Below are 26,599 nucleotides of genomic sequence, written 5' to 3'. Positions count from 1 at the left end.
CACGGTGGACTTCTGCGCCCGAGATGGATGGTTAGGTGGGGAGCGCCCGGGAGCCTCAGCGCTCCTCGTACGGCGTGATGCCGGGCATGCCGAGGAGGTTCTTGCCGTACCCCTCGAAGCCGGTCAGCGGCAGGATCGCTGCGTGCCGGGCGGCCGTGTTGGCGTCGCGCCAGAAGCGCTGCAGCGGGCTGCGCTCGGCGAACGCGCCGGCGCCGTGGATGTCGATCAGCTTGCCGATCGCCATGGTGACGCACTCGGCCGCCCAGCCGGTGTCGGCACGGGTGAGGCCGACCTCAAGCCGGGTGAGCACCCGCCCCTCGGCGGCGGCAGCGTCGATCAGCTGGGCGGCACGGAAGGCGTGCAGGTGGGCCGTGTCGACCAGCGTCACGGCACGGGCGAGCTCGACCTGGTGGGCGGTCGACTCGGTCTGCGTGCGGTAGATGGTGTGGCCGACGTCGCGCTTGCCCATCAGTCCCATCACGTAGTCGACGGCCGCGGTGCCAGCGCCGAGCAGAGGGCCGACCAGACCGAGGGCGAAGACGGGCTGGAGGGTCGCGGCGGCGGCAACGTCGTGGCCCTCGATCCCCAGGCCAGGGGCCTTGCCCTGCACCACGTCGGCCAGGCGCATGATCCGGTGGTCGGGGACGAACCGGTCCTCGACGATCAGGCAGTTCGAGGCCGAGGCACGCATCCCGGCGGTAAACCAGGTGTCCTCGATGTCGTAGTCGCTGCGCGGCACAGCGAAGAGGACCGGCTGGTCGGGGGTGCCGTCCTCACGCAGGAGCATGCCGCCGAGCCAGGCCCAGTCGGTGTACCAGGAGCCCGAGTTGTAGTACCACGTGCCGCTGAGCCGGTAGCCGCCCTCGGCCTTCACCGCCGTGCCGTTCGGCTGCACGATCCCGGTCAGGATGGTCTCGGCACCCTTGTCCGCCCAGATCTCCTTCTGGGCCTGCTCACCGAACAGCTGGCCGATGTAGTTCGACACGGTCGCCAACGTCACGACCCACGACGTACCGCTGTCATAGAGGCCGACCTGGCGGGTCACGCGCAGCAGGTCGGAGACGAGTGCGCCGCGGCCGCCGACGCTGGACGGCTTCAGGGTCGCGAAGGCACCGGTCTGCTGCAGTGCGTCCATGACGACGGTCGAGACGCGACGCTCGGCCTCCTGTCCGGCGGCCTCCCCCACGATCTGCGGGCCGATCGCGTCGATGCCGTCGAGGATCGCGCGTACGTCGTCACCGGGCTCCCCCACCACAGCGTCGATGCCGGTCGCGGTGATCTGGTCGTTGTAGCTCATCACAGTGCTCCTTTGATCCGTTCTGGCCCAGGTCGGAACCATTGACAGTAATTAATTATCATCAATAGTGTGTGACGGCAACCACATCCGTGACCTCGGCTCCGACCGGGGCGAGGAAGGAGAACCCGATGAAGACGACGACTCTCGCGCCGGCCCTGAGCGCTGCCGACCTGCACGCCGAGCACGAAGCGGCGTTCAAGCGGGCGATGACCCGCCTGCCCTCGCCGGTGACCATCCTGACCACCGTCGACGAGTCCGGGCGGCCGGTGGGAGCGACCGTCGGCGCCGTCACGTCGCTCTCGCTCTCCCCGCTGCTCCTGATGGTGTCGCTGGTGACCGAGAGCCGGATCGCCCACCACATCGCCGAGCGAGGCTCCTTCAACCTGCACGTGCTTGAGGCCGCACATGCCCACCTCGCACTGCGGTTCGGCTCGCCGTCGCAGGAGAAGTTCGACGGGATCGACTGGAGCCCGTGGCACGGACTCCCCCTGATCGCCGGGGCCGCCACGCACCTGCACTGCAGCGTCCACACCGCCGTCGAGCTCGGTGACCACACCGTCTACGCCGCAACGCCGCTGGCCATCGAGATCAGCGACGCGGGCGCTCCCCTGGCCTACGCGGACCGCATCCTGGGGCCGATCCAGCGATAGGTTGGCCCTCATGGGCAGAGTGGAGCACGCGACCGAGGCACTCGAACGCCTGCTCGCCGGGCGCACCCCGGGTGAGCGGATCGGCTCCAAGGCCGACCTCGTCGCCGAGATCGGCGTCGCTCCGGGCACCATCAACCAGGCCATCCGGCTGCTGCAGGAGCGCGGCCTGATCGACCTGCGTCCCGGTCCGGGCGGGGGCGTCTTCGCCGCCCGGCCCAACGCGTTGGAGAAGCTCGCCTCGGCAGCGCTGTCGATCGGCAGCCCGCGTTCGCTCTTCGAGGACTCCGTCCGCCTGCGCCGCGCCCTGGACCCGGTCTTCCTCGACGACGTCATCACCCACACCACACCCGCGCACGGCGCACGGATCCATGCGATCCTGCACGACCTCAAGGAGGCCGCCGCCCGCAACGACGGCACCGCCTTCTCCGCCTGCAGCTGGGACTACCAGGTCGCGATCTACGACGTCAGTGCGTTCGAGTTCTCCCGGGCCGTGCTGATGGCCGCGATCCGCATCCAGCGCGACGCCTACCCCCGGATCTGGGCGAACGAGGGTGACCTCGACGTGCTCTACGCCCACCACGAGGAGCTGTGGCTGGCCATCGAGCGCGGCGACCGTGAGGCCGCGCTCGAGGTCATGCGCGAGGCGATGACCCGCGAGCTGGCCGCTGCGGCCCAGCTCGACCGGACCGCCGCGGGCTGACGCTCAACGCAGGAACGCCTTGAGCAGCGGACCTGCGGTGCCCGAGCCGGTCTCCCCCGTCGCAACGAAGACGGCGACCGCGAGATCACCCTGGGTGGCGATCATCCACACGTGCGTCGGCAGGGCGCCCTGCGCGTTCGGCGTACCGAACTCCGCAGTGCCGGTCTTGGCGCCGACGTTGCCCGGCAGGTCCCGCAGCAGCGCTCCGGAGCCCTCCGTGACGACCGCACGCATCAGCACCCGCAGCTGTGCTGCCTCCTTGGCCGTCAGCGGCACCTTCGGGCTGGCGGTCACGGTGTGGCCCACCACGAGGTGTGGCACCACGACGTGCCCGGCTGCGACCGATGCCGCGACGGTCGCCATCGCCATCGGGCTGGCCAGGACCTTGCCCTGGCCGATCATGTCCGCGGCCTTCTCGGTGGCACCGGCCGGTGCAGGCACCTGACCGAAGTAGGCCGGGAAGCCCAGGTCGTGGTCCACCCCGACCCCGAGGGCCGCGGCGGCCTGGGTGAGGTCGTCCTTGCCGAGCCGGTTCCGCTGCCCGATCACCGCGGTGTTGCACGAGTTCGCGATCGCGGTCTTGAACGACAACGTGCCGAGCTTGGAGGCCGGGTAGTCGTTGTAGTTCTTGAACGACCTGCCGTCGACCGTGACCGTCTGCGGGCACGTGACGGTCGAGTCCGGGGTCACCCCGGCCCGGATCAGGGCCAGCGAGCTGACGATCTTGAACGTCGATCCGGGCGGGTACTGGCCGAACGTGGCGGCGTTGAGGCCCTTGTTGCCGGGGCCGTTGGCGGCGGTGATGATCTCACCGGTCGAGGGACGGATCGCGACGATCGCGCTGGCCGGAGACGTCTCGCTGCCGGCCTGGTCGAGGATCTTCTCCGCCTTCGCCTGCAGCTTGAGGTTGAGGGTGAGCTGGACCGGCTTGCCGGGGGTGCCGTCCCAGTGCGCCAGCACGCGGGTGGTGCCGGAGGTACTGGTGGTGCTGGAGGTGCTAGGCGTGGTGCTCGGCGAGGCCGACGATGACGCTGACGCTGACGCAGAGCCCGACGGGGTGATCGCAGCGGTGCTGACCGCCTGGACCTTCACCGTCGGCGTTCCGGCCAGCTGCTCGTCGTACCGTGCCTCGAGACCAGAGAGTCCGACCTGGTCACCGGCCACGATCCGTCCCTTGGAGGCGGTGACGAGCTCCGCTGTGGCGGGGCCGACGCGGCCCAGGAGCGAGGACGCGAACTCGCTGCTCGGGGCCAGGGGCATCGTGTCGCTGATCTGCCGGGCGCCGGGGATCTGAGCGAAGCCGGCGCGGACGGTGGAGGCGACGTCGGCGGTCCGCAGCACGATCGCCTCGACGAACGCCTTCGGCCCGGCAGCGGTGGCGGACTTCACGAACGTCGCCGGAGTGACACCGACGGCCTGAGCGATCCGACGGGCCGACGTTGCGACCTGGGCGGCCGGGATGGCTGCCTTGTCCAGACCGACGCGAACCACCGACCGCTTCGTCACGATCGGGGCGCCACCGGGACCCACGATGTCGGCCCGCTCGGGCTGCTCGCGGCTGATCGAGACCTTCTCCCCCGCCGTCAGGTCGGGAGCGAGGGTGGAGGGCTGCCAGGCGATCTGCCAGGTCTTGGCGTTCCGGGCGAGGTCGACGGTCGTGGAGTAGGTCCAGTGGTGGCCGCTGAGATCCCAGTCCCAGGCCAGGTCCGCGGTGCCCTTCGAGCCCTTGACCGAGACCCCGGAGGACTTCACCGTGACCGGGTACGCCGCCAGTCCGGCACCCTGCTCGGTGAGCTCCTTGGCGGCCGAGTCCTGCGTCAGCGCAACGCCGTCGAGGGTGTGCTGACCGAGCTTCTGCGTCAGTACGTCGACCGCCGCGCGGGCTCCGCTCAGGTCGTCGTCGCCTCCGCAGGCCGAGAGTGGAAGCAGGAGGAGGGTCAGGGCGGTGCTACCCAGAAGCAGACGCATGCCCGCGATCCTCCGCGTCCGGCTGGGTAGAGTCAAAGACATGGGCCGAGTGTCCCGAACCAGCGGGCCGGGGCTCAGCACAGTCCCGCCCGGCGCAGCGCCGCCGACGTGTTGGGTTCCTGGGTGGACGAGGAGGCGGTGCCGGACGGGCTCCCGGACGGTGTCGCCGAGGGCGACGCAGTGCCCGACAGCCCCGGCAGCCGGTCCACCTGGATCGCCTCCGACGTGAACGCACTACTCAACGGCTTGTCGTGCAGGATGCGCTGCCACAACGTGGCCGCTGAGGCCGACCAGACCACCCGGTACTTGTCCCACGACGGCGGCTCCCACGGCACCGTGATGAACTGGATGCCGCTGGCACCGATGTCCTTGAACTGCAAAGCGAGCTTGGCCAGGGAGGCGAGGTTCATGTCGAGGGTGAGCGATCCGGTGGCCGCATCGAGGAACCGGTAGAGCCGAGCCGGGTTCGACAGCGTCCCGCCCGAGAGCGCCTGCTTCACCATCGCCCCGATGAAGGCCTGCTGGCGCTTGATCCGGTCCGTGTCGGAGCGATTGCCGACCACGTAACGTTCGCGGACGTAGGCCAGAGCCGGCTTCCCGGAGATCTTCCGCGTCCCGGCGGCGATGTGGATGCCGTGCTTCGGGTCGTCCCACGTCTGCGGGACACAGACCTCGACGCCACCGAGTGCGTCGACCATCGTCGAGAAGCTCCCGAAGTTGACCTCGACATAGTGGTCGATCGGGATGCCGGTGTTGTGCATGAACTGCGCCTCGGTGCACGCCACCCCACCGATCGCGTAGGCCTGGTTCCACATCACGGTCGTGGCCGCCGGATGGATGATCGAGGGGTCCTTCTTGTCCCGGCAGCGGGGCCGGTCCACCATCGAGTCGCGCGGCACCGAGACGCCGTACGCCGTCTTCCGGTCGGCCGAGAGGTGCAGCAGGATCGTGGTGTCCGACCCGCCCTCACCGTTGAGGCCGTCGACCTGGCAGCCCTCGCAGTCGCGGCTGTCGGTGGCCATGATCAGGATGTTGAGCGGCTTGTGCGGCCCCTCGACCTCCGGTGCCGGCGGCGCCGACTCCAGGAGCTGTCCCGACACGTCGACCTGATGCAGGTTGCCGTTGAACTGGCGGTAGAGGAACGCGGCCGACATCGCCAGCACCAGGGAGAGCACGGCGATCACCGCCAGCGCCGCCCGTCCAGCCGTACGCCGCCACGTGCCCGTCCCACGGCGCCCGCCCGCCACCTCGTCGTTCATGAAGATCCGATCTGCGGCTCAGCCGTCCTCCCCACGCCCCGGCAGGGCGAGGGCGACGATCCCCCACAGCAGCCCACTGACGACGCCGGCGCCGATCGCGGCACCCCAGGGCGGCAGCACACCGGCCAGTGCGGCGAGCGTGACCAGGCCCTGACCGGCGATCGCGATGGTGCGGGCACGTCGGGTGACGCTCCAGATCGCGCGGCCCAGCCCGAGGGCGAGCGCGGCATGCTCGATCGAGGCCTCGTCGAGGGAGAAGACGTCGCTGTCGGGGCCGAGATGGAAGACCTCGGAGGAGTCCGGCGGGCGAGGACTCACCACTGCCGCAGCGGTCGGGGCGGGGTCCTTGCACAGGCCCAGGGCGCGGGTGACGTCGTGACCCGACGGGGTCGCGGTCCGCTCGACGAGGTGGTTGACCCCGGTCTCCCCCATGATCGCCGAGGCGGTCGGTCCGGTCGCCGCCGAGATCAGCACCGGCTCGATCCCGGCCGAGACGAGGGTCGCGACGGCGTCGCTGGCGCCGGCGCGGACGGTGTCCTCGACCCGGATGGTGCCCAGCGGACGCAGGTCGACCTCGACCCCGACGGTGTGGCCGGGCACCAGGGTGACGTCCGCAGGCTCCAGCCCGACCACCTCGGGGTCGGCGAGTCGGACCGGGTGCCGGTCGACGTTGCCGCTCAGGCCCATGCTCGCCGACTGGGCGACGTCGGTGAGGTTGCCGCGCACCGCGAGCCGGGCGATGGCACGACTCATCGGGTCCTCCCCGGCGTGGGCGAGGGCACCGGCGAACCAGCGCAGGTTGCGCAGGTGGGTCTCGTCGAGCGGGTCGACGCTGGCCACGTGCTTGCCCGCGACCAGGGTGCCGATGCCGTCCAGCACCAGGCTGCGTACGCCGGCCGAGCGGGCTGCTGCACTCGTGTGGCGGATCACCACGCCACGACGACGTGCCCGTGCCGCACCGATCGCGAGCGGCGCGAGGACCGCGACGGCCAGCGGCGCAGGCGCCACGCCGAGGGCGACCGCCAGCGCGACGTCGTACGTCGACGAGCTCGCGCCCTTGAGGGCGAGCCAGACACCGGAGGCGAGCACCAGCACCGCCAGCACGACGACCATGCCGTAGCGCGGCCACTCCCGCGGGCCGACCACCACCGACGCAGCGCTCTCCAGGGCACCGGCCTGCACTGCCAGCCCGGCGGCGAGCGCTGCGGTCAGGTAGGCCGCGGAGTGCTCGGCGTCGGTGGCATCGACCACCGCCGCCGCGAACGCCAGCAGGGCCACGGCGCCGACGATGCCGACCGGCAGCGACCGGAGCCAGAGGGGGACGAAGCGCAGTGCGGCGACGAGGCCGACGGCCGCGACCGCGAGGCTCCCCCAGCAGAACAGTCCATCACTGAGCGGATGTGCCGCGTCGACGCCGAGAAGGACGGCGGCGACCACGGCGGCACAGGCGGAGACGAAACCCAGCAGCACCGCACCCGAGGGGCGCTGACTCTCCGAGAGCTCAGGCGTCGTCACCGATGTCACCCTGCTTCCACCTTCCAATAGCGTTCGAAGTCACCCTTGTGGCCGGCCAACCACAACGGAAGGCTGGACTTGAGCACCATCGTTAACTGACCGACATACTCCGGGTCACGCAGCAGGTCGCCGAAGAGCTCGTTGATCCGCCGCCATCGGTAGCGGACAGTCTGCGGATGGACCCCCAGGATGGCAGCGATCGCGGGAGCACTCTCCCGGGTCTCCAGCCACACCAGCAACGTCTCGGAGAGAATCTCTCGGGAATTCGGACTCTCGGCGAGCAGGGGGCGGAGCAGCTCCTGGGACAGGTGCCGGCGCAGGGCCGGCTCCCCGTGCAGCCACAGCTGGGAGTAGAACAGCGAGCAGGTCACGACCGGCGTGCGGGGCAGCACCCCGGCCTGCACCAGGTCGATGGTCCGCTTGGCCCAACGGATCCCGTGGATGGTGTCCTCGACGTCGACCTTCCAGCACCGGGCCAGCACGACGTCGTCGGCCGCGCACTGGGCGACCACGTCCTCGACGTGGTCGAGCGGAACGATGTAGGTCGCGGAGTCCTTGCCGATCAGGGCCAGGGTCTCCGGCCCGGTGGCCTCGGTATCGGGCCAGAGGTGGGCCCGGTCGTCACTGATCCCCACCAGCACGACGACCTCGGCCGGGAGGTCCCACCCGGCGGCCTCCGCATGAGCGGTGATGGTCGCCAGGTCGTGTCCCTCGGTGAGGTCGCGGATCAGCTCGGCACGGTTGTGCTCCACGTCGCGGTCGCGCTGGCGCAGCGCCATCTGGTGCCCGGTCGCCGCCTGGGCGACGAGGTGGTCGACGTACGCCATCAGGTCCTCGCCGGCGTGGGCGAGGGTCGCTGCGGAGAGTCCTGCCTCCAGGATCGCTCGTTGCAGGTGGCGCCAGCCCTGGCGTCCGGCCAGGTGGACGGCGGCACTGAGTGAGTCCAGGGTGTTGCCCTCGATCCCCTCGCCGTAGCCCATCCTGCGGAACAGGTCGTCGACCCCGCTGCTGCTCACCCGACCGCCGGCCAGGCGCTTGAGGAAGAGCGCAGCGGCCTGCCCGGTAGCCATCGCGATCAGACGCGGGCGCCGGCCCTCCGCCGGTCCCGCGTAGGAGGTCACCTCGGACTGGATCCGTCGAGTGATGTCGTCGGCGAACTGGTTGACCCGGTCCCCGAGGTGTTGCACAACGCCTGCCGGCACGGTGGCCTCGTCGGCCTCAGCCCAGGCTTGGCTCATCGGCCGCGTCCGCTTTCGTGCTGCCGGTTTCTTGTGACGTGATCCACCCGACCCCTCCTCGTCGCCTGTGTTGGACATCACACTCTCACCTGCCGCCGACTTTTGTGGGCGTCAGCCGACATTTAGCCCCCTCAGGGGACAAACGTCCCCAGCCGGAGGGAGCCTCGCAACCGGAACTCCACAAAATCCACCCCCTCCCCTGGGAACACCCCAGAAGTTGTGAGGGGCGTGACAACTCTCAGCGCAACAGCGGACGGGCAGAGCCACAGAGGTTTCCCAGGGTTGAGAGTCGTTTCGGGCCGGAGTTGTTAGGCCCAGCACAAGTGAGAGTAACGAAACGGTAACAAGGCCAGGAGTTTGTGGCGCAGGCCACCACAGCGGCCCGGACCGCCTTAACGTCACGGCGTGAGCAGGCGTCTGCCTGCTCCGAGCGATTGAGGAGAAACATGGGTGGCACCGTCGAGGTCGAAGGCCTCACCAAGTCCTTCGGCTCGCAGAACATCTGGAGCGACGTCACGCTGACGCTGCCTCCCGGTGAGATCACCGCTCTGCTCGGGCCCTCGGGCACCGGCAAGTCCGTCTTCCTGAAGTCGCTGATGGGCCTGATCCGCCCCGAGGACGGCACCTGTGTCGTCAACGGCGTCGACATGGTGCGTGCCAAGGAGTCGCAGCGCCTCGACCTTCGCAAGAAGTTCGGCGTGCTCTTCCAGGACGGCGCCCTCTTCGGATCGATGAGCGTCTACGACAACGTCGCCTTCCCCCTGCGCTCCCACACCCACAAGACCGAGGCGGAGATCCGCCAGATCGTCAACGACAAGCTCGACCTGGTCGGCCTGCTCGGCCAGGAGCACAAGCTCCCCGGGGAGATGTCGGGCGGCATGAAGAAGCGTGCGGGCCTGGCCCGCTCGCTGGTCACCGCCCCCGAGATCATCCTGTGTGACGAGCCCGACTCGGGTCTGGACCCGGTCCGGACCGCGAACCTCGCGCAGCTCCTGCTCGACGTCAACGCCCAGACCGACGCCACGATGCTCGTCGTCACGCACAACATCGAGCTGGCCCGCACCCTGCCCGACAACCTCGGCATGCTCTACCGCCGCCACCTGGTGATGTTCGGTCCGCGCGAGGAGTTCCTGCTCACCGACCACCCGGTGGTCTCGCAGTTCATGAGCGGTGACCCGGTCGGTCCGATCGGGATGAGCGAGGAGGTCGACCACTCCCTCGTGGAGGAGGTCCACGAGGAGGAGCTGGTCCGCGCCGAGGCCTACAACGGCGTCCGCGCCGAGGGCTACCGGATGGACGGGCTCGACTCCGTCCGGGCCGGTGCCCGCGCGATCGAGGTCGTGCCCCGCCAGCTGGTCCCCTCCGGTGGCTTCCCGCGGGCGAGCGCCCAGCGCCACGCCCAGCGGGTCTCCAGCGGTGCCGCGCGACTCTATGTCGCCGACGACGAGGAGGCAGACCGAGGATCCGGGGTACGTCGTCCCGACCCGATCAGCCGCGCGCTGACCCAGGTCGGTGCGCTGTTCGCTCTGGCTCTGGACACGATCAGGGCCTCGTTCCGTCGGCCGTTCGCCGGGCGCGAGCTCGTCGAGCAGTTCTGGTTCGTCACCAGCGTGTCCTGGGTCCCCGCGATGCTGGTCGCGATCCCGTTCGGTGCGGTGATCGCACTCCAGCTCGGCACCCTGACCGTGCAGGTCGGGGCCCAGTCCTTCACCGGCGCGGCCAGCGTGCTCGCGGTGGTCCAACAGGCGGCACCGATCGTCACGACCCTGGTGATCGCCGGAGCAGGAGGTGCCGCCATCTGTGCGGACCTCGGAGCCCGCACGATCAGGGAGGAGATCGAGGCGCTCAAGGTGATCGGTGTCGATCCGATCCAACGCCTCGTCGTCCCCCGGGTGCTGGGCTGCATGGGATCCGCGGTCCTGCTCAACGGCCTCGTCTCCGTCGTCGGTGTGCTGGGTGGCTACTTCTTCAACGTCGTGGTCCAGGGCGGCACACCCGGTGCCTACCTGGCCAGCTTCACCGCGCTGGCCCAGACCTCCGATCTGGTGGTCGGTGAGATCAAGGCGCTCGCGTTCGGCTTCATCGCCGGCGTGGTGGCCGCCTACCGCGGCCTCAACACCCGCCCCGGCCCGAAGGGCGTCGGCGAGTCGGTGAACCAGTCCGTCGTGGTCACCTTCCTGCTGCTCTTCTTCGTCAACTTCGTCATCACCACGCTGTATCTGCAGCTCGTCCCGGGTAAGGGGGCCTGATGAGCACCACTCCTGTCTCACGCCGGGCCACGAAGCCCACCGCGAAGACGCCCAAGAAACCCGCCAAGCGCCCGCTGTGGGACCGCGCCCTGGACGGCGTCGCCCGCACCGGCAGGGACCTGCGCTTCTACGGTCGCGTCCTGGGTGCTGTGCCGTACGCGCTGCGCAAGTTCCGCAAGGAGGTGCTGGCCATCCTGTCCGAGGTGAGCTTCGGCACCGGCGCCCTGGCCGTCATCGGCGGCACCATCGGCGTCATGGTCGGGATGTGCCTCTTCGTCGGCACCGTCGTCGGCATGCAGGGCTACGCCGCCCTGGACCAGATCGGCACCTCGACCCTGAACGGCTTCATCTCGGCGTACTTCAACACCCGGGAGATCGCCCCGCTGGTGGCTGCGCTGGCGATGTCGGCCACCGTCGGCGCCGGCTTCACCGCCCAGCTCGGCGCGATGCGGATCAACGAGGAGGTCGACGCCCTGCGGGTGATCGGCGTGCCCGCCGTGCCGTACCTGGTCTCGACGCGCGTGATCGCCGGCTTCATCGCGATCATCCCGCTCTACGTGATCGGCCTGCTGACGTCGTACGCCGGCTCGCGCATCGTCACGGTGTGGATGCGTGGCCAGTCCGCAGGCACCTACGACCACTACTTCCAGCTCTTCCTGCCGCCGGTCGACATCGCGCTCTCGTTCGGCAAGGTGCTGATCTTCTCGGTGCTGATCATCCTGATCCACTGCCGGATCGGCTACCAGGCCAGCGGCGGACCTGCCGGCGTCGGGATCGCCGTCGGTCGGTCGGTGCGCACCAGCATCGTCACGGTGGCGCTTCTCGACCTCGTCCTCTCGCTCGCGATGTGGGGCAGCACGACGACCGTGAGGATCGCCGGATGAGCCGCGGACGCATCATCGACGTCGTCCTCGGGTGTGCCTACTTCGCTCTGGTCGCGGCGTTCCTCTTCGGGGCCGTGCTCTTCTACCAGAAGGCGTTCACCCCGCACACGACCGTGACGTTGACCACCGGCACCCTGGGCAACGCGATCCAGAAGGGCTCCGACGTGAAGCTGCGCGGCGTCCCGGTCGGCACCGTCACCGGGATCAGCCCGACCGCCGACGGCGCCGAGCTGACGCTCGAGCTCAAGCCCTCGGTCGCCGACGAGCTCTCCTCCTCGACCACCGCACGGCTGCTGCCCAAGACCCTCTTCGGTGAGCGGTACGTCGCCCTCCAGGCGCCGTCGGGCAGCACCACCGCTGCCGCGACGCTGGCCCACGGTGGCCAGATCCGTCAGGACACCACCCAGTCCGCTGTCGAGCTCCAGGAGGTGCTGGACCAGATGCTGCCGCTGCTGCGCTCGATCCAGCCCGAGAAGCTCTCAGCGACGCTGGGCGAGATGGCCGCCGCGCTGCGCGGCCAGGGCAGTGCGATCGGCGGATCGATGGACGCCTGGCAGGCGTACTTCAAGAAGCTCAACCCGCTGGTCCCCCAGATGGCCGACGACTTCGCCTCGCTGGGCCGGGTGGCGACGCAGTACGCCGACGCCGTCCCGGACCTGCTCGATGCGCTCGACACGATGACGACCACGTCGGCCACCCTGGTGGCCGAGCGTGACCAGCTCAGCTCGGCGTTCGCCACCGTCATCGACGCCTCCAACACCAGCACCGGCTGGGTGAAGTCCAACGACAAGACCATCCGCGTGCTGTCGGCCTCGAGCCGCAAGGCACTGGAGGCGGCCGCGCCGTACGCCAGCGAGTTCCCCTGCCTGTTCCGGGCGATGAAGAGCTACATCCCGGCGATGGACGCGAACCTCGGCAAGGGCACCAAGGAGCCCGGCATCCACGTCGTGCTCAACGTCGTCTCCTCCCGGGGCAAGTACCTCGCCGGCCAGGACTCGCCGCGCTACAACGCCCAGGGCGGCCCGCGGTGCCCGTACGTGACCGGCCAGACCGGCACTCAGTCGGTCGGACGGGCCGGGGTCACCACGAGCTCTGCCGACACCGATGGCACTGCAGGCACGACCGACGACATCCCGACGATCGCCGCACCGACGGTCAGCCGCCTCGCAGTGGCCGACACCGACCTCGGCGAGGTCAACTCCCCCGCCGAGAGCGAGCTGATCAACGAGCTGATCGCTCCGACGAAGGGGCAGGCCCCGTCGACGTACCCGACCTGGTCCAGCCTGCTGCTCGGTCCGATCCTGCGCGGGACCGAGGTGACCGTGAAATGAGGAGCATGTTCGGCCTTGACGGCTTTCGCTTGACCCTGGTCAAGAGCATCGTCTTCATCGTGGCCACGGCCTTGGCCACCCTCGCCCTGGCCGGCACGATCCGGAACAGCGCGAGCGGCAACAGCCACACGTACACCGCGATGTTCACCGACGTGACCAGCCTGCACACCGGCGACGACGTCCGGATGGCCGGCGTCAAGGTCGGCACGGTGGACAAGATCTCGGTCAGCGAGGACCCGGCTGCGGGTGACGTCGCACGGGTGAGGTTCACCGTCACCGACTCCACGCCGATGACGCAGGGCACCACCGCTCAGCTGCGGTTCCGCAACCTCGTCGGGCAGCGCTACCTCTCCCTGGCCCCGCCCACGACGCCGGGCACGACGCTGCCGGCCAACTACGTGTTCAGCACCGACCAGACCACACCGGCGCTCGACCTCACGGCCCTGTTCAACGGGTTCCAGCCCCTGTTCCGGCTGCTTAACCCCGACGACGTCAACACGCTGTCGTCCCAGATCATCGCCGTCTTCCAGGGCGAGGGCCCGACCGTGGACGACCTCGTCTCCAGCGCCGCCAGCCTCACCTCGACCCTGGCTGACCGGGACCAGGTGATCGGCAACCTGATCACCGACCTGAACTCGGTCCTGACCGTGGTCAACCAGCGTTCGGGTCAGCTCGACACCACGATCGTGACGCTGCAGAAGCTCGTCACCGGCCTGTCCCAGGACCGGGCGACGATCGGGCAGAGCATCAGCGGGCTGGGCAACCTCACCACCTCGGTCTCGGACCTGCTCACCAAGGGCCGTGCCCCGTTGAAGAAGTCGATCTCCTCCCTCGGCGATCTGTCAGCGAACCTGGCCGGCTCCTCCACCGAGCTCAACTCGTTCCTGGAGAAGCTGCCGACCAAGCTCGAGACCATCGGCCGGGTGGCGAGCTACGGCAGCTGGCTGAACTTCTACGTCTGCTCCATCCAGGGTCGAATCCCGCTGCCCGAGGGGTACATGGGCGACCTGGGCGTCAACCCGATCGACAAGAGGTGCCGCTGATGTCGCGTCGTTTTCCCACCGCGTTCGATGAGCGCAACAAGGTGGTCATCGCGGTGATCGCGCTGGCGCTGCTGATCGCCGGCTTCTTCGCGGCCTTCTACGCCGACTCCCTGCCGGTGATCGGCGGAGGCAAGCAGCGCAGTGCCTACTTCGCCGAGTCAGGTGGCCTCAAGGCCGGCAACGAGGTCCGGGTCGCCGGCGTCAAGGTCGGCAAGGTCAGCAACGTCGACCTGGTCGGCGACAAGGTCGTGGTCACCTTCCGCACCAAGGGCGTGCACCTGGGCGACCAGACCACCGCGGCGATCAAGGTCAAGACCCTGCTCGGGCAGAAGTACCTGGCGCTGGATCCGGCCGGCCGCGCGGACCTGGGCTCGGCCATCCCCGAGTCCCGCACCACCACGCCGTACGACGTCGCAGCGGCGTTCTCCGACCTGTCGACCACGGTCGACGAGATCGACACGGCGTCGATGGAGAAGAGCATGGATGTGCTGTCGGAGGCCTTCAAGAACACCCCCGCGTCGGTGAAGAAGATGGTGTCGGGTCTGACCGACCTGTCTCGCACCATCTCCACCCGCGACGGCCAGCTCTCCGAGCTGTTCCAGCAGACCTCGAAGGTCACCAACAGCCTCTCGAGCCGCAACACCGAGCTGGGAGCGCTGATCGACGACGGCGACTCGCTCCTCACCGAACTGCAGAGCCGCCGCGACGCGGTCAAGAAGATGCTCACCGGCACTGCCGCGCTCGGCACCCAGGTCCGTGGCCTGGTCGCTGACAACGAGAAGCAGCTCGCGCCGGCCCTGGCCAAGCTCGACCAGGTCAGCGCGATCCTGCAGAAGAACCAGGACAACCTGGACAAGGCCCTGGCCGACATCGGCCCCTACTACCGGATGCTCACCAACGCGATGGGCAACGGACGCTGGGTCGACTCGTATCTGTGTGGCCTGTTCGACGCCACCGGCGCGCCGGTGCTGGAGAACAACGTGGTCCGCAACTGCCACCCGGGAGGCTCGAAGTGAAGCGCGCATGGATCACCCTGATCGCCGTCGCGGTGGTGGCCGGCATCGGCCTCGCCGTCGTGATGGGTGCCCTGCCCGGCATGCCGAAGCGCGGCACCACGGTCTCGGCCCAGTTCAGCTCGGCCGTCGGGCTCTACCAGGGCTCGGACGTGCGGATGCTGGGCGTCAAGGTCGGCAAGGTGACGGCGGTGACGCCGAACAAGGACGGCGTGAAGGTCACGATGACGCTCGACCACGGCCGCAAGGCGGCGGCCGACACCGGGGCGGCGATCGTCTCCCCCACGATGGTCAGCGACCGGTATGTCCAGCTCACGGCGCCGTACACCAGCGGCACCGCCCTCAAGGCGGGCGCCACCATCACCAAGACGCAGGTGCCGGTCGAGATCGACCAGCTCTACTCCTCGCTCACCGACCTCACCACCCAGCTCGGACCCGAGGGCGCCAACAAGAACGGTGCCCTGTCGCGCCTGCTGAAGGTGGCCGCGCAGAACCTCGGCGGCGAGGGCAAGAACATCAACACGATGCTCAACGAGTTCGGCAAGGCCACCGGCACGCTGTCGGGCTCCGAGGACGACTTCTTCGCCACCGTCGGCAACCTGGACTCCCTCAACACGATGCTGGTCGCCCACGACCAGGGAGTCGCCGACGCGAACCGGCAGCTGGCCGCGGTCAGCAAGTACCTCGCCGACGACTCCGACGACCTCGGCAGCGCGATCGCGAACCTCGGTGACGCGCTCGGCGTACTCGATGACTTCATCAAGGAGAACCGCGGGCACCTGACCAACTCGGTCAAGCAGCTGACCGGTCCCACCCAGACCCTGGTGAAGCAGAAGAAGTCGCTCGAGGAGGCGGTCAAGACGATCCCGCTCGCGCTGCAGAACTTCCTCAACGCCTACAACTCCAAGAACAACACGATCGACGGCCGCGGTGACCTCAACGAGCTGTCGGTGTGGGCGAGCACCGACGGCAAGACCGCGCGTACGTCGTCGGCGGCACCGCCGGTGCTGCTGCCCGGCCTCGACTCCGGTTCCGGTTCGGCGATGCAGAAGAAGGTGTCCCAGTGAACCGGACCGTACGTTTCCTGGTCGGGGTGGTCGGGGTCCTCGTTGTCGGCGGGCTGATCGTCGTCGGGGCCCGGGGCCTGACGAGCGGCTGGGTCTACAACGCGAACCTCCCCGGCGGTGCTGACGTCGGCTCCCATCCGCTCACCCTGAAGGCGCAGTTCGCCGACGTCCTCGACCTGGTGCCGCAGTCCAGCGTCAAGGTCGACAACGTGTCGGTCGGGCGGGTCTCGGCGGTCAAGCTGAACGCCGACGGGCACAGCGCCGAGGTCACCCTCGTGGTCAACGCCGATGCCGACCTCCCGGTCGGCACCCAGGCTCGCCTCCAGCAGACCTCGCTCCTCGGGGAGAAGTACGTCGCCCTGATCCGTCCCACCACAGGGACCACGGGCACGACCGCCACCACGGCGATGATGCACAGTGGTGACACCCTCGCGCTCGGCGACACATCCGCGGCCGCCGAGGTCGAGCAGGTCCTCGGCGCCCTGTCGATGGTGCTCAACGGCGGAGGCGTGGGTCAGTTCCAGGAGATCTCACGCGAGCTGCAGAAGATCAGCAGCGACAACCCGCAGAAGATCCGCTCCTTCGTCACCCAGCTGAGCCGGTTCACCTCCACCCTCAACACCCGCCGTGACTCGATCACCGGCGCCCTCGACGGCCTGGAGGCGCTGTCGAAGCGTCTCGACACCGACAAGGCCAAGCTCGCCAACGCCTTGGACCGGTTGAGCCCGGGCATGCAGGTCATGGTCGACCAGCGCACCCAGCTGACGGCCATGCTCGCCGCGCTCGACAAGCTGTCGACGGTGACGGTCAAGACGCTGAACGCGTCCCAGGACGACATCGTCGCCGACTTCAAGGCCCTGGACCCGATCCTCACCCAGCTCGCCAGGGCCGGCAAGGACCTGCCGGAGTCGCTGCAGATCCTGCTCACCTACCCGTTCCCGGACTCGGTGCTGAACGCCGTCAAGGGTGACTACATGAACGTCTTCGTCACGACGAACTTCCGCACCCTTCCGGCCAACTGCGCCAGCTCCGGCTGTGCCTGGCCGCAGGCGGCGTCGTCACTGCGGAAGGCGCCGTCCCTGTACTCGTACATGCCTGTCCTGCCCTCGGGTACGGCCTCGCCCAGCGCTTCGGGCTCCAGCAGCCCGTCGTCGTCGTCGAGCAGCCCGCACTCGAGCCACCAGCCGTCCGTCACGGCCAGCTCCTCGTCGAGCGCCACTACCCTCCCAAGTGGTGAACCTAGTGAGCCGGCCGTGACGGACACCTCCTCCCCGACGACCTCGCCGTCGGCGACCGAACAGGAGACCCCGTGATCACCAGGGCCATCCGCACGAAGGTGATCGCCTTCGTCGTCCTCGCTCTCCTGACGACCTCCTATCTGGGGGCCAAGTACGCCGGCCTGCACCTGTTCAGCTCCGGCTACCAGGTGACAGCCTCCCTCAGCGACGCCTCCGGGCTGTTCGTGAACGGCGAGGTCACCTACCACGGGGTCCAGGTCGGGAAGGTCGAGAGCCTGACCGCCTCGAGCACCGGCGTCACGGCGGTGCTGCACATCAACGGCAGTGCCCCGTCGATCCCGACGGACGTGACGGCGGCGGTGGCCGACCGGTCGGTCATCGGTGAGCAGTACCTGGACCTGCGTGGCGGCTCCACCGGCGCGTTGGAGGACGGCGATCGCCTCACCGTGACGACCCTGACGCCGGACCTGACCTCCATGCTGCGGGCGGGCCGTGACTTCACCGCCTCGGTCCCCCAGGACGACCTCAACACCGTCATCGACGAGACCTACGACCTGTCCCAGGGCAGCGCCGAGTCGATTCGGCGACTGGTCTCCACCTCGACCGACTTCGCCGAGGCGGCCGACCGGAACTGGCTGACCAGCTCGTCGCTGATCAAGAACTCGACCCAGGTGCTCGACACCCAGGAGAAGTCGGCGGCCAGCATCAGGGCCTACAGCCATGACCTGGGGGTGCTCGCCACCACTCTCAAGTCCTCGGACTCCAACCTGCGCAAGCTGATCGAGAACTCCCCCGCTGCGGCGCGCGAGGTCTCGGCCCTGATCGACCAGGTCGGTCGCCCGTTGGGCATCCTGATGAGCAACCTGGTGACGCCGGCCGAGATCTTCGGCACCAACTCCGCCGGCGTCGAGGACGCCCTGGTGCGGATGCCGGAGGCCGTCTCGGTCGGCTGGGCGATCAACAGCTCCCGTGGTCTCAACATGGGTCTGGCTCCGACGTTCTTCAGCCCGCTGCCCTGCACCAACGGCTATGGTGGCACCGCGAAGCACCAGGGCACCGACACCAGCTCGACCGGGTTCAACACCGATGCTTCGTGCACCTCCGCTCCGTCGGGCGGCCAGGTCCGAGGCGCCTCCGCGGCGCCGAAGGGTGCCTCGGCCACGACACGGATCCAGGTCGCCGGCTCGCTGGCCGACCTGTTGGGTGGCAGCCAGTGAGCACAGGCACGACGGAGGATGCAGTGAGCGAGACATCAGGGCCGGACGAGCACGACACCGACCAGGAGGCTGCGCTGGTCTCCCTCGGAGCCGACACCGGCGACGGTCGTGGCACCTGGGTGCGACGGCTGCGCTGGCTGGTGCCCGGTGTCCTCGCGGTGGCGGTGATCGCCTCGCTCGTGCTGTGGTGGCGGGCGGCGCACAACGACACCTACGACCTGGCAGCGACCCGTGACGCCGTACTCATCGCGGCGACCAGCGACATCCAGACGATGAACTCCCTGGACTACCGCTCCGCGGCGAAGGGCCTCGACGCCTGGATGAAGGTCACCACCGGCACGCTGCACGACCAGATCGCTCAGGTGAGCGACGAGGACAAGAAGCTGCTCGCCGATCAGGGCAAGATCTCGGTCGGCAAGGTCGTCGACGCCGCGGTCACCTCGGTCGACGCGACGAAGGCGTCGGTGATCGCCTCGGTCGAGGTGACCGTCGCCGACGGCACTGACACGACGAAGGAGCCCACCGTGAAGCGAAACCGGTTCAGTGCCGACCTGGTGCTGGTCCGCGGCCAGTGGCTTCTGGAGCGCCTCGAGCAGGTGGCGGTGTCGGTCTCGTGAAGCTGACGACACCGAAGGCCCTCACCGCCGGCTGGGTCCCGTGGGGCGCCAGCGTGGTGCTGGGCGCTGTGACGGCCTGCGCGCTGTGGCAGGCCCACGACCTGGGTTCGACCTCGTCGGCCAAGAACCTCGCAGTCGTGGACACAACGGCGACGAGCGACGTCCAGGGCCAGATCAGCAAGGCGTTGATCGGCATCCTGAGCTACGACTACAGCGACCCGAGCACCACCGCGCAGTCGGCGGCCGACGTCCTCACCGGCAAGGCCAAGAGTCAGTACGACGAGCTCTTCTCCTCCCTCGCCGAGCGCGCTCCCGGTCAGAAGCTCGTGCTGTCCGCGACCGTCCAGGTCGCCGCGGTGAAGAGCCTGACCGACTCCCAGGCAGTGCTCCTGGTCTTCGTCGACCAGTCCTCGCAGCGCGCCACCGACAAGGAGTCGACCGTGTCGGCCGCGCAGCTGTCGATCACGGCCCAGAAGTCGGGCAACCGTTGGAAGATCTCGGACCTCAGCACGCTGTAACGAGGTCCCCCCTCACATGACACGTGGCCGCAGGCGATTCGCCTGCAGCCACGTGTCGTTTCCAGGGAGAGGCTCAGCCCTGTTCGCGCGATGGGGCCACCGGAATGGGAGCGCACGCCCGCACGTCGGCTGCACGGGAGCGAACCAGGGCCGCGTGCGCTCTGAGCCCCGTCCATGTGTGTCGACGTGATCGTCCTCAGGACACACATGACCGCGAAAAGCCCCTAGGCCTGGTAGCGGGATCGCCAGATGCGCCTCTGCCAGGTTCGAACGCCACACCGGCCGGCATCCCGAAGGACGCCGGCCGGTGTACTTGATGCGATGGACTACTTGACCTTCAGAGATCCGCTGGCACGCGAGCCGCGGACGTTGCGGTCACCGCCGTACACGACGGTCACCTTCTGCTTGCCCTTCTTCTTGAGCTTGATCGTCACCGACGCCTTGCCCCCGGAGAGGGTGCCGGTCGCCTTCGACTTTCCAACCGTCACCGTGACCTTCCCGGTGGCCACGCCACCCGACGCGACGATCGAGACGGAGATCTTCGCCTTCTTGCCCTTCTTGGCCTTCTTCGGAAGCACGACCTTGGCGGTGCTGGTGGCCTGAGCGACATTCACTCGGAGCGACCCGTTGGCTGCCGACACCGAGCTGTTACCCGCATACGTGGCAGTCACAGTGTGCGCACCGGCGGCGAGCGAGGCGGGCAGGTTGACGCGGGCACTGCCAGCAACGAGGTTCCCAGTCCCGGCAGGCTTGCCATCGACCTTGAACACGACAGTGCCAGAAACGCTTCCGGTCGACGCCACCTTCGCGGTCACGGCAGCTGCGCGACCGTAGCTAGCCGCAGCCGCGGTCAAGGAGAGAGAGGCAGCTGCACCAGGCACGGCCTTCGTCTTGTCGGACTGCGACGAGGCGGTCTCATTGTTCAGAACGGCAGTCGACTTGTAGCTCAACTGTGCGTTGATGTCAGCGTCGGCGACGGTGTACGTCGTGCCGGTCGCACCCTCGATGGCAGTGTCGCCGCGGAACCACTGGCCTGTGACGGTCCCGCCGGTGAGGGAGAACGTCGCGTCAGTCGCAGTCAGGACCGAACCAACGGTCGGCGAGGTGTTGCTCAGCGTCGGCTTGGTAACGGCATGGTAGGACGTCAGGAGCGCCAGGCTCTGGGTCGTGTTCGAGTATCCAGCCGCGAGCCCAGCAATGGAGGAGACGTTCGCTTCGGGCGCCGCGAACCCGGAATCGTCAACACTCGTCCATGCATAGACCCCGCCGTCGCTCGTCACAGCGCTGCCGGTCCCGTAACTGATGGAAAGCTGAGTGACGGTCTTGGAATCGAGCGCCGCTGGGACATTGGACGCCAACGTCCCAACGCCCCAGTGGTAGAGATGGCCGCCGGCCAACGCGAAGGCGTCACCACCAAAGCCCGAGGCAGCAACCTGGGTCACATTGGTCAATGCCGCCACGTCGTCGGGCAAGTTCGTCACGGCAGTCTGCGTGCCCCAGGCCCGCACTTTTCCGTGCTGAACGGCGAGACCGAAGGTGTCGCCGTTCGCGATCGACGTGACTCCCTCAAGGTCCGTTGGTGTGAGAGCCGCCATCGTTCCCGCGACACTATTGCCACCCCACGCTTGGACGGTCCCGTCCGTCTTCAGTACGAGACCGGAGGAGGTCGCGAGGGAAAGTGCCTTCGCATTGGTGACCGCAGGGGCTAGATCGTCGAGATGGACACGCCCGGTGCCCCAGACCTTGATCGCCCCAGCGCTCGTGATCGCGCCCACCCACGTGCTTCCGCCATAGACCGACTGGAAGGATCCGGCGGCCCCGTCCTCGACCAGACCTGCTGGGACATTGATCTCCGACGGCCCCCAGGCCGTGATGTGGCCATCGTCCGTCAGGGCAAGGTTGGCATTCAGGCTCGTTGCAATACCCACGACCGTCTTTGACGACAAAGAAGAGGGCGGATCGGGCCATGGCGAATCATTCATCCCCGGCGTGCCCTGGTAGCTGACTACGCGGCCGCCGAGGGCGACGGGGACGTTCGCTTGCCCGTCCGCGTGAGCTGGGAGCGAACCGGCCCCCAGAAGAAGTGCGCCTGCAGAGACGGCGACAGCGCCCCTGCGAAGGGTTGAGATCATGTGTGACTCCTCTTCAGTAAGACCGTCCAGGCGGCTGACCTCGAACGCTAGGCGCAATCACGTGAATCGACAGAAATCCACTTGGAGATCAACTCGAAGTTACCGTTCTGTTACCCTTACTTGTTATCCAGGTGACAAGCAGCGACGCGTCCCCGCGAGCAAAGAATCCTCACTTCGCGGGATACTCAAACGGATCGGCGGCGCCCGCACACCGCAAGATCGTAGCGGCATCTCGCTTTCCGGAGGCGTCGCACATCGACCCGGAATTAATCACGGATTGATAGATTTCCACCGGATTTTCAGCGCCAGAGACGGCGGAAGTGATCACCGCCGAAACATCATCGGCGCCAGAGGCGCAGCCGGAAAATGACGGAATTGATATATTTCCGGACATCGGGCCGCCGTCAGTGGCTAGATAGTACTTCGATTTTTTTCGAGCCTTCCAGGCTCCGGATGGTTGTTCAGCCTTTGGTACGTCAGACATCCACCAATCTGCAGCAGACAGATTCAACGAAGCCGGTTTTGTTGTTGAGCAATGAGTTCCGACGGGCACCGATACCCCATCGACAGCAAGGGCGGTAACACGGATATTCACATCTCCAGTCAATTTCGAATCACTATTCAATTGATCTGAGATGCCATCAGCATGGCGCCCATACTCAGCGACATACTCGGCCGGCATAGTGTCGAGGGAACAGACCACATACGTCTTAGTACTGGCCATCAATGGGGTAGGAAATCCATCTTCGGGGCGAATCGTTTGAGAGATCTCTAGATGCACCTCGACCGGAATCGACCCGAATGCGACAGAACGAACCGTCAATTCCGGGAAGTAGCCGAGCCCGTGCCCATTCGATCCAGCGGCAGCCCACACCGGGATCACGAAGTCCATCCGGTTACTAAAAGGCGGCTGCCGCGTGCAGGTGGTATCGACCCAGCCTTCCTCGTCGGTGCCGGAGATGGCCCGCAGACTTGTGACTGGCAGCCGGAAATACTGCCTTGCGCGTAGAGACTCACCTAGCCCAACCGACGTTGCAACTGCCTCGGTATCGCTAACGGAGTAGTCCTTTGCGTAGATCTGGGGCAGCCCGGGATAGCGCTTGCTCTCCTTGGCCTGCGCTCCCGGAACCACAGATGGCACCGCAGCCGCGAGTCCCAGTGCCAGCGCGCATGACAGGAGGCGGAGAGGCTTCTTCACCCACCCACTCTCGCACCTATTGTCGCCGGATGCCACCGAATCAGTTCAAGGAAGCCCCAGTTCATAGAAATCATGGGAACCGAACCACGCATGTCGAGCTCGTTGCGACGACGCATGCAGCCCTAGAGGCTCTACGAGCACGAGCCACTGGGGAACGTCCCGAACGAGATTGAGCCATGACTCGACCGATGAGATTCCTACTACCCCTGGCGGTGCCGGAACCATTGGCATACTAACAATGAACGTGCACCAGTAACCAAATTTCTACCACGTGAATCGCCTGTAGCCATCAGGATTGGGTTCACGCCGGCACTCTCTGGACCACGTTGTGCCCGGCTTTTCGGTTTGATCATTCATTGTGATCATTCAGGAAATGGGACCCGACCCACGTCGTCCGCCGTTGACACAGGTTCGGACACTCTCCGTGCCGTGAACGTGCACGTCGTCGCAGTGAATCCGGCACCTAGATGACACAATGCGCCATTGTCCTCCTGCATCCAGGCGATCCGCCCTAGGAAAGGCGCCTTGATACCTCGACCGACCGCACCCAGTCCATCATTTGATCGCATCATTCGATCGATTCATAGAAATTATGAAGAGCATCCTGGCTTACCTGTCGCCCTCCTTGAAAATCGTGGATTCCATGAATCTCACCCATCCCCCTTGTCAAGAGGTCATTCCAACGGACAACCTCTTCTTTGTGACGCTCGTCACAGTCCACGATATCTAGTACAGGAGCAGTCCATGAAGTCTCGCTTCAAGGTCGCAGCCCCCATCGCTGCCGCCGCTTCCCTCCTTGCTGTTACCGGAACGGCGTTCGCCGCCGCCCCGGTCAACGTCACTGCCGGTTCCTCCTCCACCGGCACGACGACCTACACGGCCGCCACCACCGGCACCTCGCCGCAGATCTCGTTCTACACGCCCTACGTGAACATGAGCTGCGGCTCGGGCACGGCAGCTGGCAAGGTCTACCTCGGTGCACCCACCGCCGGGAAGATCGCCGACATCACGAGCACCACCTGGACCTCGTGCATCGGCCCCCTGGGCCTGACCATGCATGTGTACCAGTCCGGCACCTGGACGGTGAACGGCACGAACGTAGCCAGCGGCGTCACCACGGGCACTGTCGGCAACATCAGTGCAACTGTCATTGCTGTCAACCCGTCGACGGGTCTTGAGGATTCGTCGCTGTGCAGTTTCGTCGCTGCTGGCTCCATTCCTGGAACCTTCACCAACTCCACCCAAACCCTGGCAACCACGGCAGGTGGAACCCTGGCAATCACGAGTGCCACCGGTTGCTCGGGCCAGGTCGTTGCCGGCGACTCAGCGAACTTCGTCGCCAAGTATGTCCTCACCGCTGCCGCTGGCGCAGTCACGGTCAGCTGATTCACCTCGGCGGGGCCGCCACGTTTCGACGTGGCGGCCCTGTGCTGCCATCCCAGTTCTATCCGATCTGACCTCATACATCACCCACTGGAGATCCCGATGAAACTCCGTTCCGCTCTCGCTGTTGGTTTCGCCTCGCTCGCCCTGTGCGCCGTGCAGTCGGCAGCTCACGCCGCCACCCTCAATGTCGAGTACGACGTCTCCGGCACGTCCCACGTCACCCACACGGACAACGACATCACCATCGCTCCGACGACGCTGTCGATCAGCAACGACACGTCCACGAACACCTTCACCGGGCACATGCCGATCGCCCCGGCGCAGTCCCACTTCTACGTTGCGGGCTTCCTCCCGATCGACGCGAAGGTGAACTTCATCGAAGCCGCCCCGCTGACCGGCGTGATCGGTCGCGGATTCGCCAACACGACCGCCTCGTACTACCTGCGCCTGTCGGACGTGAAGGTCGGAGGCCTCCCGATGATCGTCGGAAGCCACTGCCAGACGAAGGACCCGGTCGTCATCACGGCTTCGACCCCTGCTGGCAGCACCTTCAACATCACCAACGGTGGCCATCTCACGGGCAGCTACACGATCGGTAACTTCGAGAACTGCCTACTCCAGGCGTGGCTGATCAACCTGCTCGTCCCGGGCAGCGACAACAGCGTGAGCCTGGACGTTGCGAACGGGCGCTTCGTGGCCTGAGTCGTCAGATACGCCGAACGGGCGTGGAATCGATCATCGATTCCACGCCCGTTTTTCGTTGATCAGAGGCCAGGGCGCAGCTTCTTCGCGGCGGTGTCACGCCACTGCGGCAGGCAGTGGCGGAGCGCAGCAATGATCTCGCAGCGTGCATCAGGACGGTCGAGATCATTCCCGAACAGGGTCCGAAGTCGATGAATCCGGCTGTACATCGTCGGTGGCGGCTCGTGCATCCGTGTAGCGAGCTGAGCCACCTGCAAGCCAGACTCGAGCCACAACAGCAGGGTCGTGCCAAGCACGATCCGCTTGGAATCCGACAGGCCCGACAAGGGCGCAAGACGACGAGCGCTCAGCACCTCTGAGATGAAGGGATCGGGCGTCATCAAGATGGTCCCGAGAAGGTCGACACAGGGAATGGCCGTCCGTCCGTCCTCGACCCTGCCGCTCCGTAGCAGACGGGCAGCCTTCCTGGCCAGATCAACGGCCGCAGGGAAGTCCCGCACGTGGGCCGGGAGTCCCACCACCACCTGTACGCCGGAGGCCGCGAGCGTCGCCGCAACCTCGGTGATGTCGGCGACGGCCACCTCGGAAGGAACCAGCCCGGAGATGCATCCCCGGGCACGAAGAGCCTGATCCGGCAGTGTTCCTCGTACCGCCACCAGAGGGGTCAGGAGGGCTTCACTGGCATTCCCGTCAGCATCAGCGAGGATGTCCAGGCTGTCTTCGGTCACATGTCCGAAGAGCGCCTGCCGAAGAGCTCCAGGCTCACCGTCGGCCTCCGACACTTCTCCGCGACGCTGCTCTCGTTCCAGGGCTGCCTCCGCACGCGACGCCAGGAGCGAGACCAACTCAGCGACACGGTCGTGGAGCGACCTCGCTCGCAGTCGCCGTGCAGGCGGAATGGTGGCGGCCAGGACCTCGTGCGCCGTCCGGCCGACGGAGAAGAAGGCGAGTCTGAGGGCTTGCGAATCCGCCTGCTCGCGACAGAATCGAACCCCGATCCGCCGGACAAGCGGGTCCACTTCGTCTGCCGCCAGCACCGGATCTCCGCCGTGCGCTGCGAACGCCGCAACGGCGCTCTGCGCAAGCTCAGCAGCCAACGGATCATCGGCGAGCAACGCATCATTCAGGAGGCGCTCGGCGACAACAGTCTCCCGCGGACGTTGCACATGCCCATGCGGGTGCTCCCTCCGCGGGTGCCTCATGCGGCCCTGCCCGTGTTCGACGCTCATCCGCTTGTCTCCCTTCCCGAACCTGCCCTGTGCCACTAGGACGCCAGACGCACTGCCCTGATGGGAGAGGCCGGACAAAATCGGCGTCGTCGTTATCAAATTGTGACCAAAGGTTGTCGTGCGCGAAACAAATCTGGCCTGAGAGTCG

General features: G+C 67.3%; 22 protein-coding genes and 1 pseudogene. 15 read left to right on the top strand and 8 right to left on the bottom strand.

Going from position 1 to position 26,599, the window contains the following annotated elements; genetic code table 11:
- Window positions 1-55: 55 nt before the first annotated feature.
- On the bottom strand, window positions 56-1,297 hold the full coding sequence (locus Q1V88_RS15050) for a hypothetical protein (RefSeq protein WP_300682105.1): 1,242 nt from the start codon (window positions 1,295-1,297) through the stop codon (window positions 56-58).
- A gap of 128 nt (window positions 1,298-1,425) precedes the next feature.
- Between Q1V88_RS15050 and Q1V88_RS15045 the strand changes: the two genes are divergently transcribed.
- Window positions 1,426-1,947 carry a flavin reductase family protein gene (locus Q1V88_RS15045; RefSeq protein WP_300682104.1) on the top strand — a complete coding sequence of 174 codons (522 nt, stop codon included), beginning with the start codon at window positions 1,426-1,428 and terminating at the stop codon, window positions 1,945-1,947.
- Window positions 1,948-1,957: 10 nt separating this feature from the next.
- Window positions 1,958-2,647 (top strand): FCD domain-containing protein, encoded by a 690-nt coding sequence (locus Q1V88_RS15040; RefSeq protein WP_300682103.1) that lies wholly within the window; start codon window positions 1,958-1,960, stop codon window positions 2,645-2,647.
- 3 nt (window positions 2,648-2,650) lie between these two features.
- Here Q1V88_RS15040 and Q1V88_RS15035 read toward each other — a convergent pair whose 3' ends face one another.
- From Q1V88_RS15035 to Q1V88_RS15020, 4 genes are all read right to left on the bottom strand, one after another.
- On the bottom strand, window positions 2,651-4,615 hold the full coding sequence (locus Q1V88_RS15035) for a penicillin-binding transpeptidase domain-containing protein (RefSeq protein ID WP_300682102.1): 1,965 nt from the start codon (window positions 4,613-4,615) through the stop codon (window positions 2,651-2,653).
- A 74-nt stretch (window positions 4,616-4,689) separates the two neighbouring features.
- Window positions 4,690-5,874 (bottom strand): LCP family protein, encoded by a 1,185-nt coding sequence (locus tag Q1V88_RS15030; RefSeq protein ID WP_300682101.1) that lies wholly within the window; start codon window positions 5,872-5,874, stop codon window positions 4,690-4,692.
- Between the two features lie 18 nt (window positions 5,875-5,892).
- On the bottom strand, window positions 5,893-7,389 hold the full coding sequence (locus Q1V88_RS15025; RefSeq protein ID WP_300682100.1) for a hypothetical protein: 1,497 nt from the start codon (window positions 7,387-7,389) through the stop codon (window positions 5,893-5,895).
- A gap of 5 nt (window positions 7,390-7,394) precedes the next feature.
- Complete coding sequence (locus tag Q1V88_RS15020) at window positions 7,395-8,627, bottom strand: helix-turn-helix domain-containing protein (RefSeq protein ID WP_300682099.1); 1,233 nt, start codon at window positions 8,625-8,627, stop codon at window positions 7,395-7,397.
- A 446-nt stretch (window positions 8,628-9,073) separates the two neighbouring features.
- Here Q1V88_RS15020 and Q1V88_RS15015 point away from each other — a divergent pair.
- From Q1V88_RS15015 to Q1V88_RS14965, 11 genes and pseudogenes are all read left to right on the top strand, one after another.
- Window positions 9,074-9,670: pseudogene (locus tag Q1V88_RS15015) on the top strand (ATP-binding cassette domain-containing protein); the annotation flags it as partial.
- A gap of 444 nt (window positions 9,671-10,114) precedes the next feature.
- On the top strand, window positions 10,115-10,876 hold the full coding sequence (locus Q1V88_RS15010) for an ABC transporter permease (protein WP_300682121.1): 762 nt from the start codon (window positions 10,115-10,117) through the stop codon (window positions 10,874-10,876).
- Window positions 10,876-11,760 (top strand): ABC transporter permease, encoded by an 885-nt coding sequence (locus tag Q1V88_RS15005; RefSeq protein ID WP_300682098.1) that lies wholly within the window; start codon window positions 10,876-10,878, stop codon window positions 11,758-11,760. Before Q1V88_RS15010 ends, Q1V88_RS15005 begins: the two co-directional genes overlap by 1 nt.
- Window positions 11,757-13,091, top strand: coding sequence for an MCE family protein (locus Q1V88_RS15000; RefSeq protein WP_300682097.1), 1,335 nt, complete (start codon window positions 11,757-11,759; stop codon window positions 13,089-13,091). Before Q1V88_RS15005 ends, Q1V88_RS15000 begins: the two co-directional genes overlap by 4 nt.
- Window positions 13,092-13,096: 5 nt before the next feature.
- Complete coding sequence (locus Q1V88_RS14995) at window positions 13,097-14,134, top strand: MlaD family protein (RefSeq protein ID WP_300682096.1); 1,038 nt, start codon at window positions 13,097-13,099, stop codon at window positions 14,132-14,134.
- Window positions 14,134-15,150: an MCE family protein gene (locus Q1V88_RS14990; protein ID WP_300682095.1), complete on the top strand. Its 1,017-nt coding sequence runs from the start codon at window positions 14,134-14,136 to the stop codon at window positions 15,148-15,150. Before Q1V88_RS14995 ends, Q1V88_RS14990 begins: the two co-directional genes overlap by 1 nt.
- Window positions 15,147-16,214: an MCE family protein gene (locus Q1V88_RS14985; RefSeq protein WP_300682094.1), complete on the top strand. Its 1,068-nt coding sequence runs from the start codon at window positions 15,147-15,149 to the stop codon at window positions 16,212-16,214. The genes Q1V88_RS14990 and Q1V88_RS14985 overlap by 4 nt, the downstream gene beginning before the upstream one ends.
- Window positions 16,211-17,527: an MCE family protein gene (locus Q1V88_RS14980; protein WP_300682093.1), complete on the top strand. Its 1,317-nt coding sequence runs from the start codon at window positions 16,211-16,213 to the stop codon at window positions 17,525-17,527. The genes Q1V88_RS14985 and Q1V88_RS14980 overlap by 4 nt, the downstream gene beginning before the upstream one ends.
- Window positions 17,524-18,669: an MlaD family protein gene (locus Q1V88_RS14975; protein ID WP_300682092.1), complete on the top strand. Its 1,146-nt coding sequence runs from the start codon at window positions 17,524-17,526 to the stop codon at window positions 18,667-18,669. Before Q1V88_RS14980 ends, Q1V88_RS14975 begins: the two co-directional genes overlap by 4 nt.
- Before the next feature lie 23 nt (window positions 18,670-18,692).
- Complete coding sequence (locus Q1V88_RS14970; protein ID WP_300682091.1) at window positions 18,693-19,286, top strand: hypothetical protein; 594 nt, start codon at window positions 18,693-18,695, stop codon at window positions 19,284-19,286.
- On the top strand, window positions 19,283-19,804 hold the full coding sequence (locus Q1V88_RS14965) for a hypothetical protein (RefSeq protein WP_300682090.1): 522 nt from the start codon (window positions 19,283-19,285) through the stop codon (window positions 19,802-19,804). Before Q1V88_RS14970 ends, Q1V88_RS14965 begins: the two co-directional genes overlap by 4 nt.
- 326 nt (window positions 19,805-20,130) lie before the next feature.
- On the opposite strand, the gene Q1V88_RS14960 is transcribed toward Q1V88_RS14965, so the two are convergent.
- Entirely contained in the window at window positions 20,131-21,936 is a 1,806-nt protein-coding gene (locus tag Q1V88_RS14960; protein ID WP_300682089.1) for an Ig-like domain repeat protein, read from the bottom strand.
- A 169-nt stretch (window positions 21,937-22,105) separates the two neighbouring features.
- Window positions 22,106-23,134, bottom strand: a complete 1,029-nt coding sequence (locus Q1V88_RS14955) for a hypothetical protein (RefSeq protein ID WP_300682088.1) — start codon at window positions 23,132-23,134, stop codon at window positions 22,106-22,108.
- 744 nt (window positions 23,135-23,878) lie between these two features.
- Between Q1V88_RS14955 and Q1V88_RS14950 the strand changes: the two genes are divergently transcribed.
- Both Q1V88_RS14950 and Q1V88_RS14945 read left to right on the top strand, forming a co-directional pair.
- Window positions 23,879-24,520, top strand: a complete 642-nt coding sequence (locus Q1V88_RS14950; protein ID WP_300682087.1) for a hypothetical protein — start codon at window positions 23,879-23,881, stop codon at window positions 24,518-24,520.
- Window positions 24,521-24,619: 99 nt separating this feature from the next.
- Window positions 24,620-25,222, top strand: a complete 603-nt coding sequence (locus tag Q1V88_RS14945) for a hypothetical protein (protein ID WP_300682086.1) — start codon at window positions 24,620-24,622, stop codon at window positions 25,220-25,222.
- Between the two features lie 62 nt (window positions 25,223-25,284).
- On the opposite strand, the gene Q1V88_RS14940 is transcribed toward Q1V88_RS14945, so the two are convergent.
- Complete coding sequence (locus tag Q1V88_RS14940) at window positions 25,285-26,388, bottom strand: helix-turn-helix domain-containing protein (RefSeq protein WP_300682085.1); 1,104 nt, start codon at window positions 26,386-26,388, stop codon at window positions 25,285-25,287.
- Window positions 26,389-26,599: the final 211 nt, after the last annotated feature.

Origin of the sequence: Nocardioides sp. (assembly GCF_030150155.1) — a bacterium.
In the GTDB taxonomy this organism is placed as follows: Bacteria; Actinomycetota; Actinomycetes; order Propionibacteriales; family Nocardioidaceae; genus Nocardioides.
Note: the sequence above shows the minus strand (reverse complement) of the source record. Positions and strands in the feature narration are given on the sequence as shown.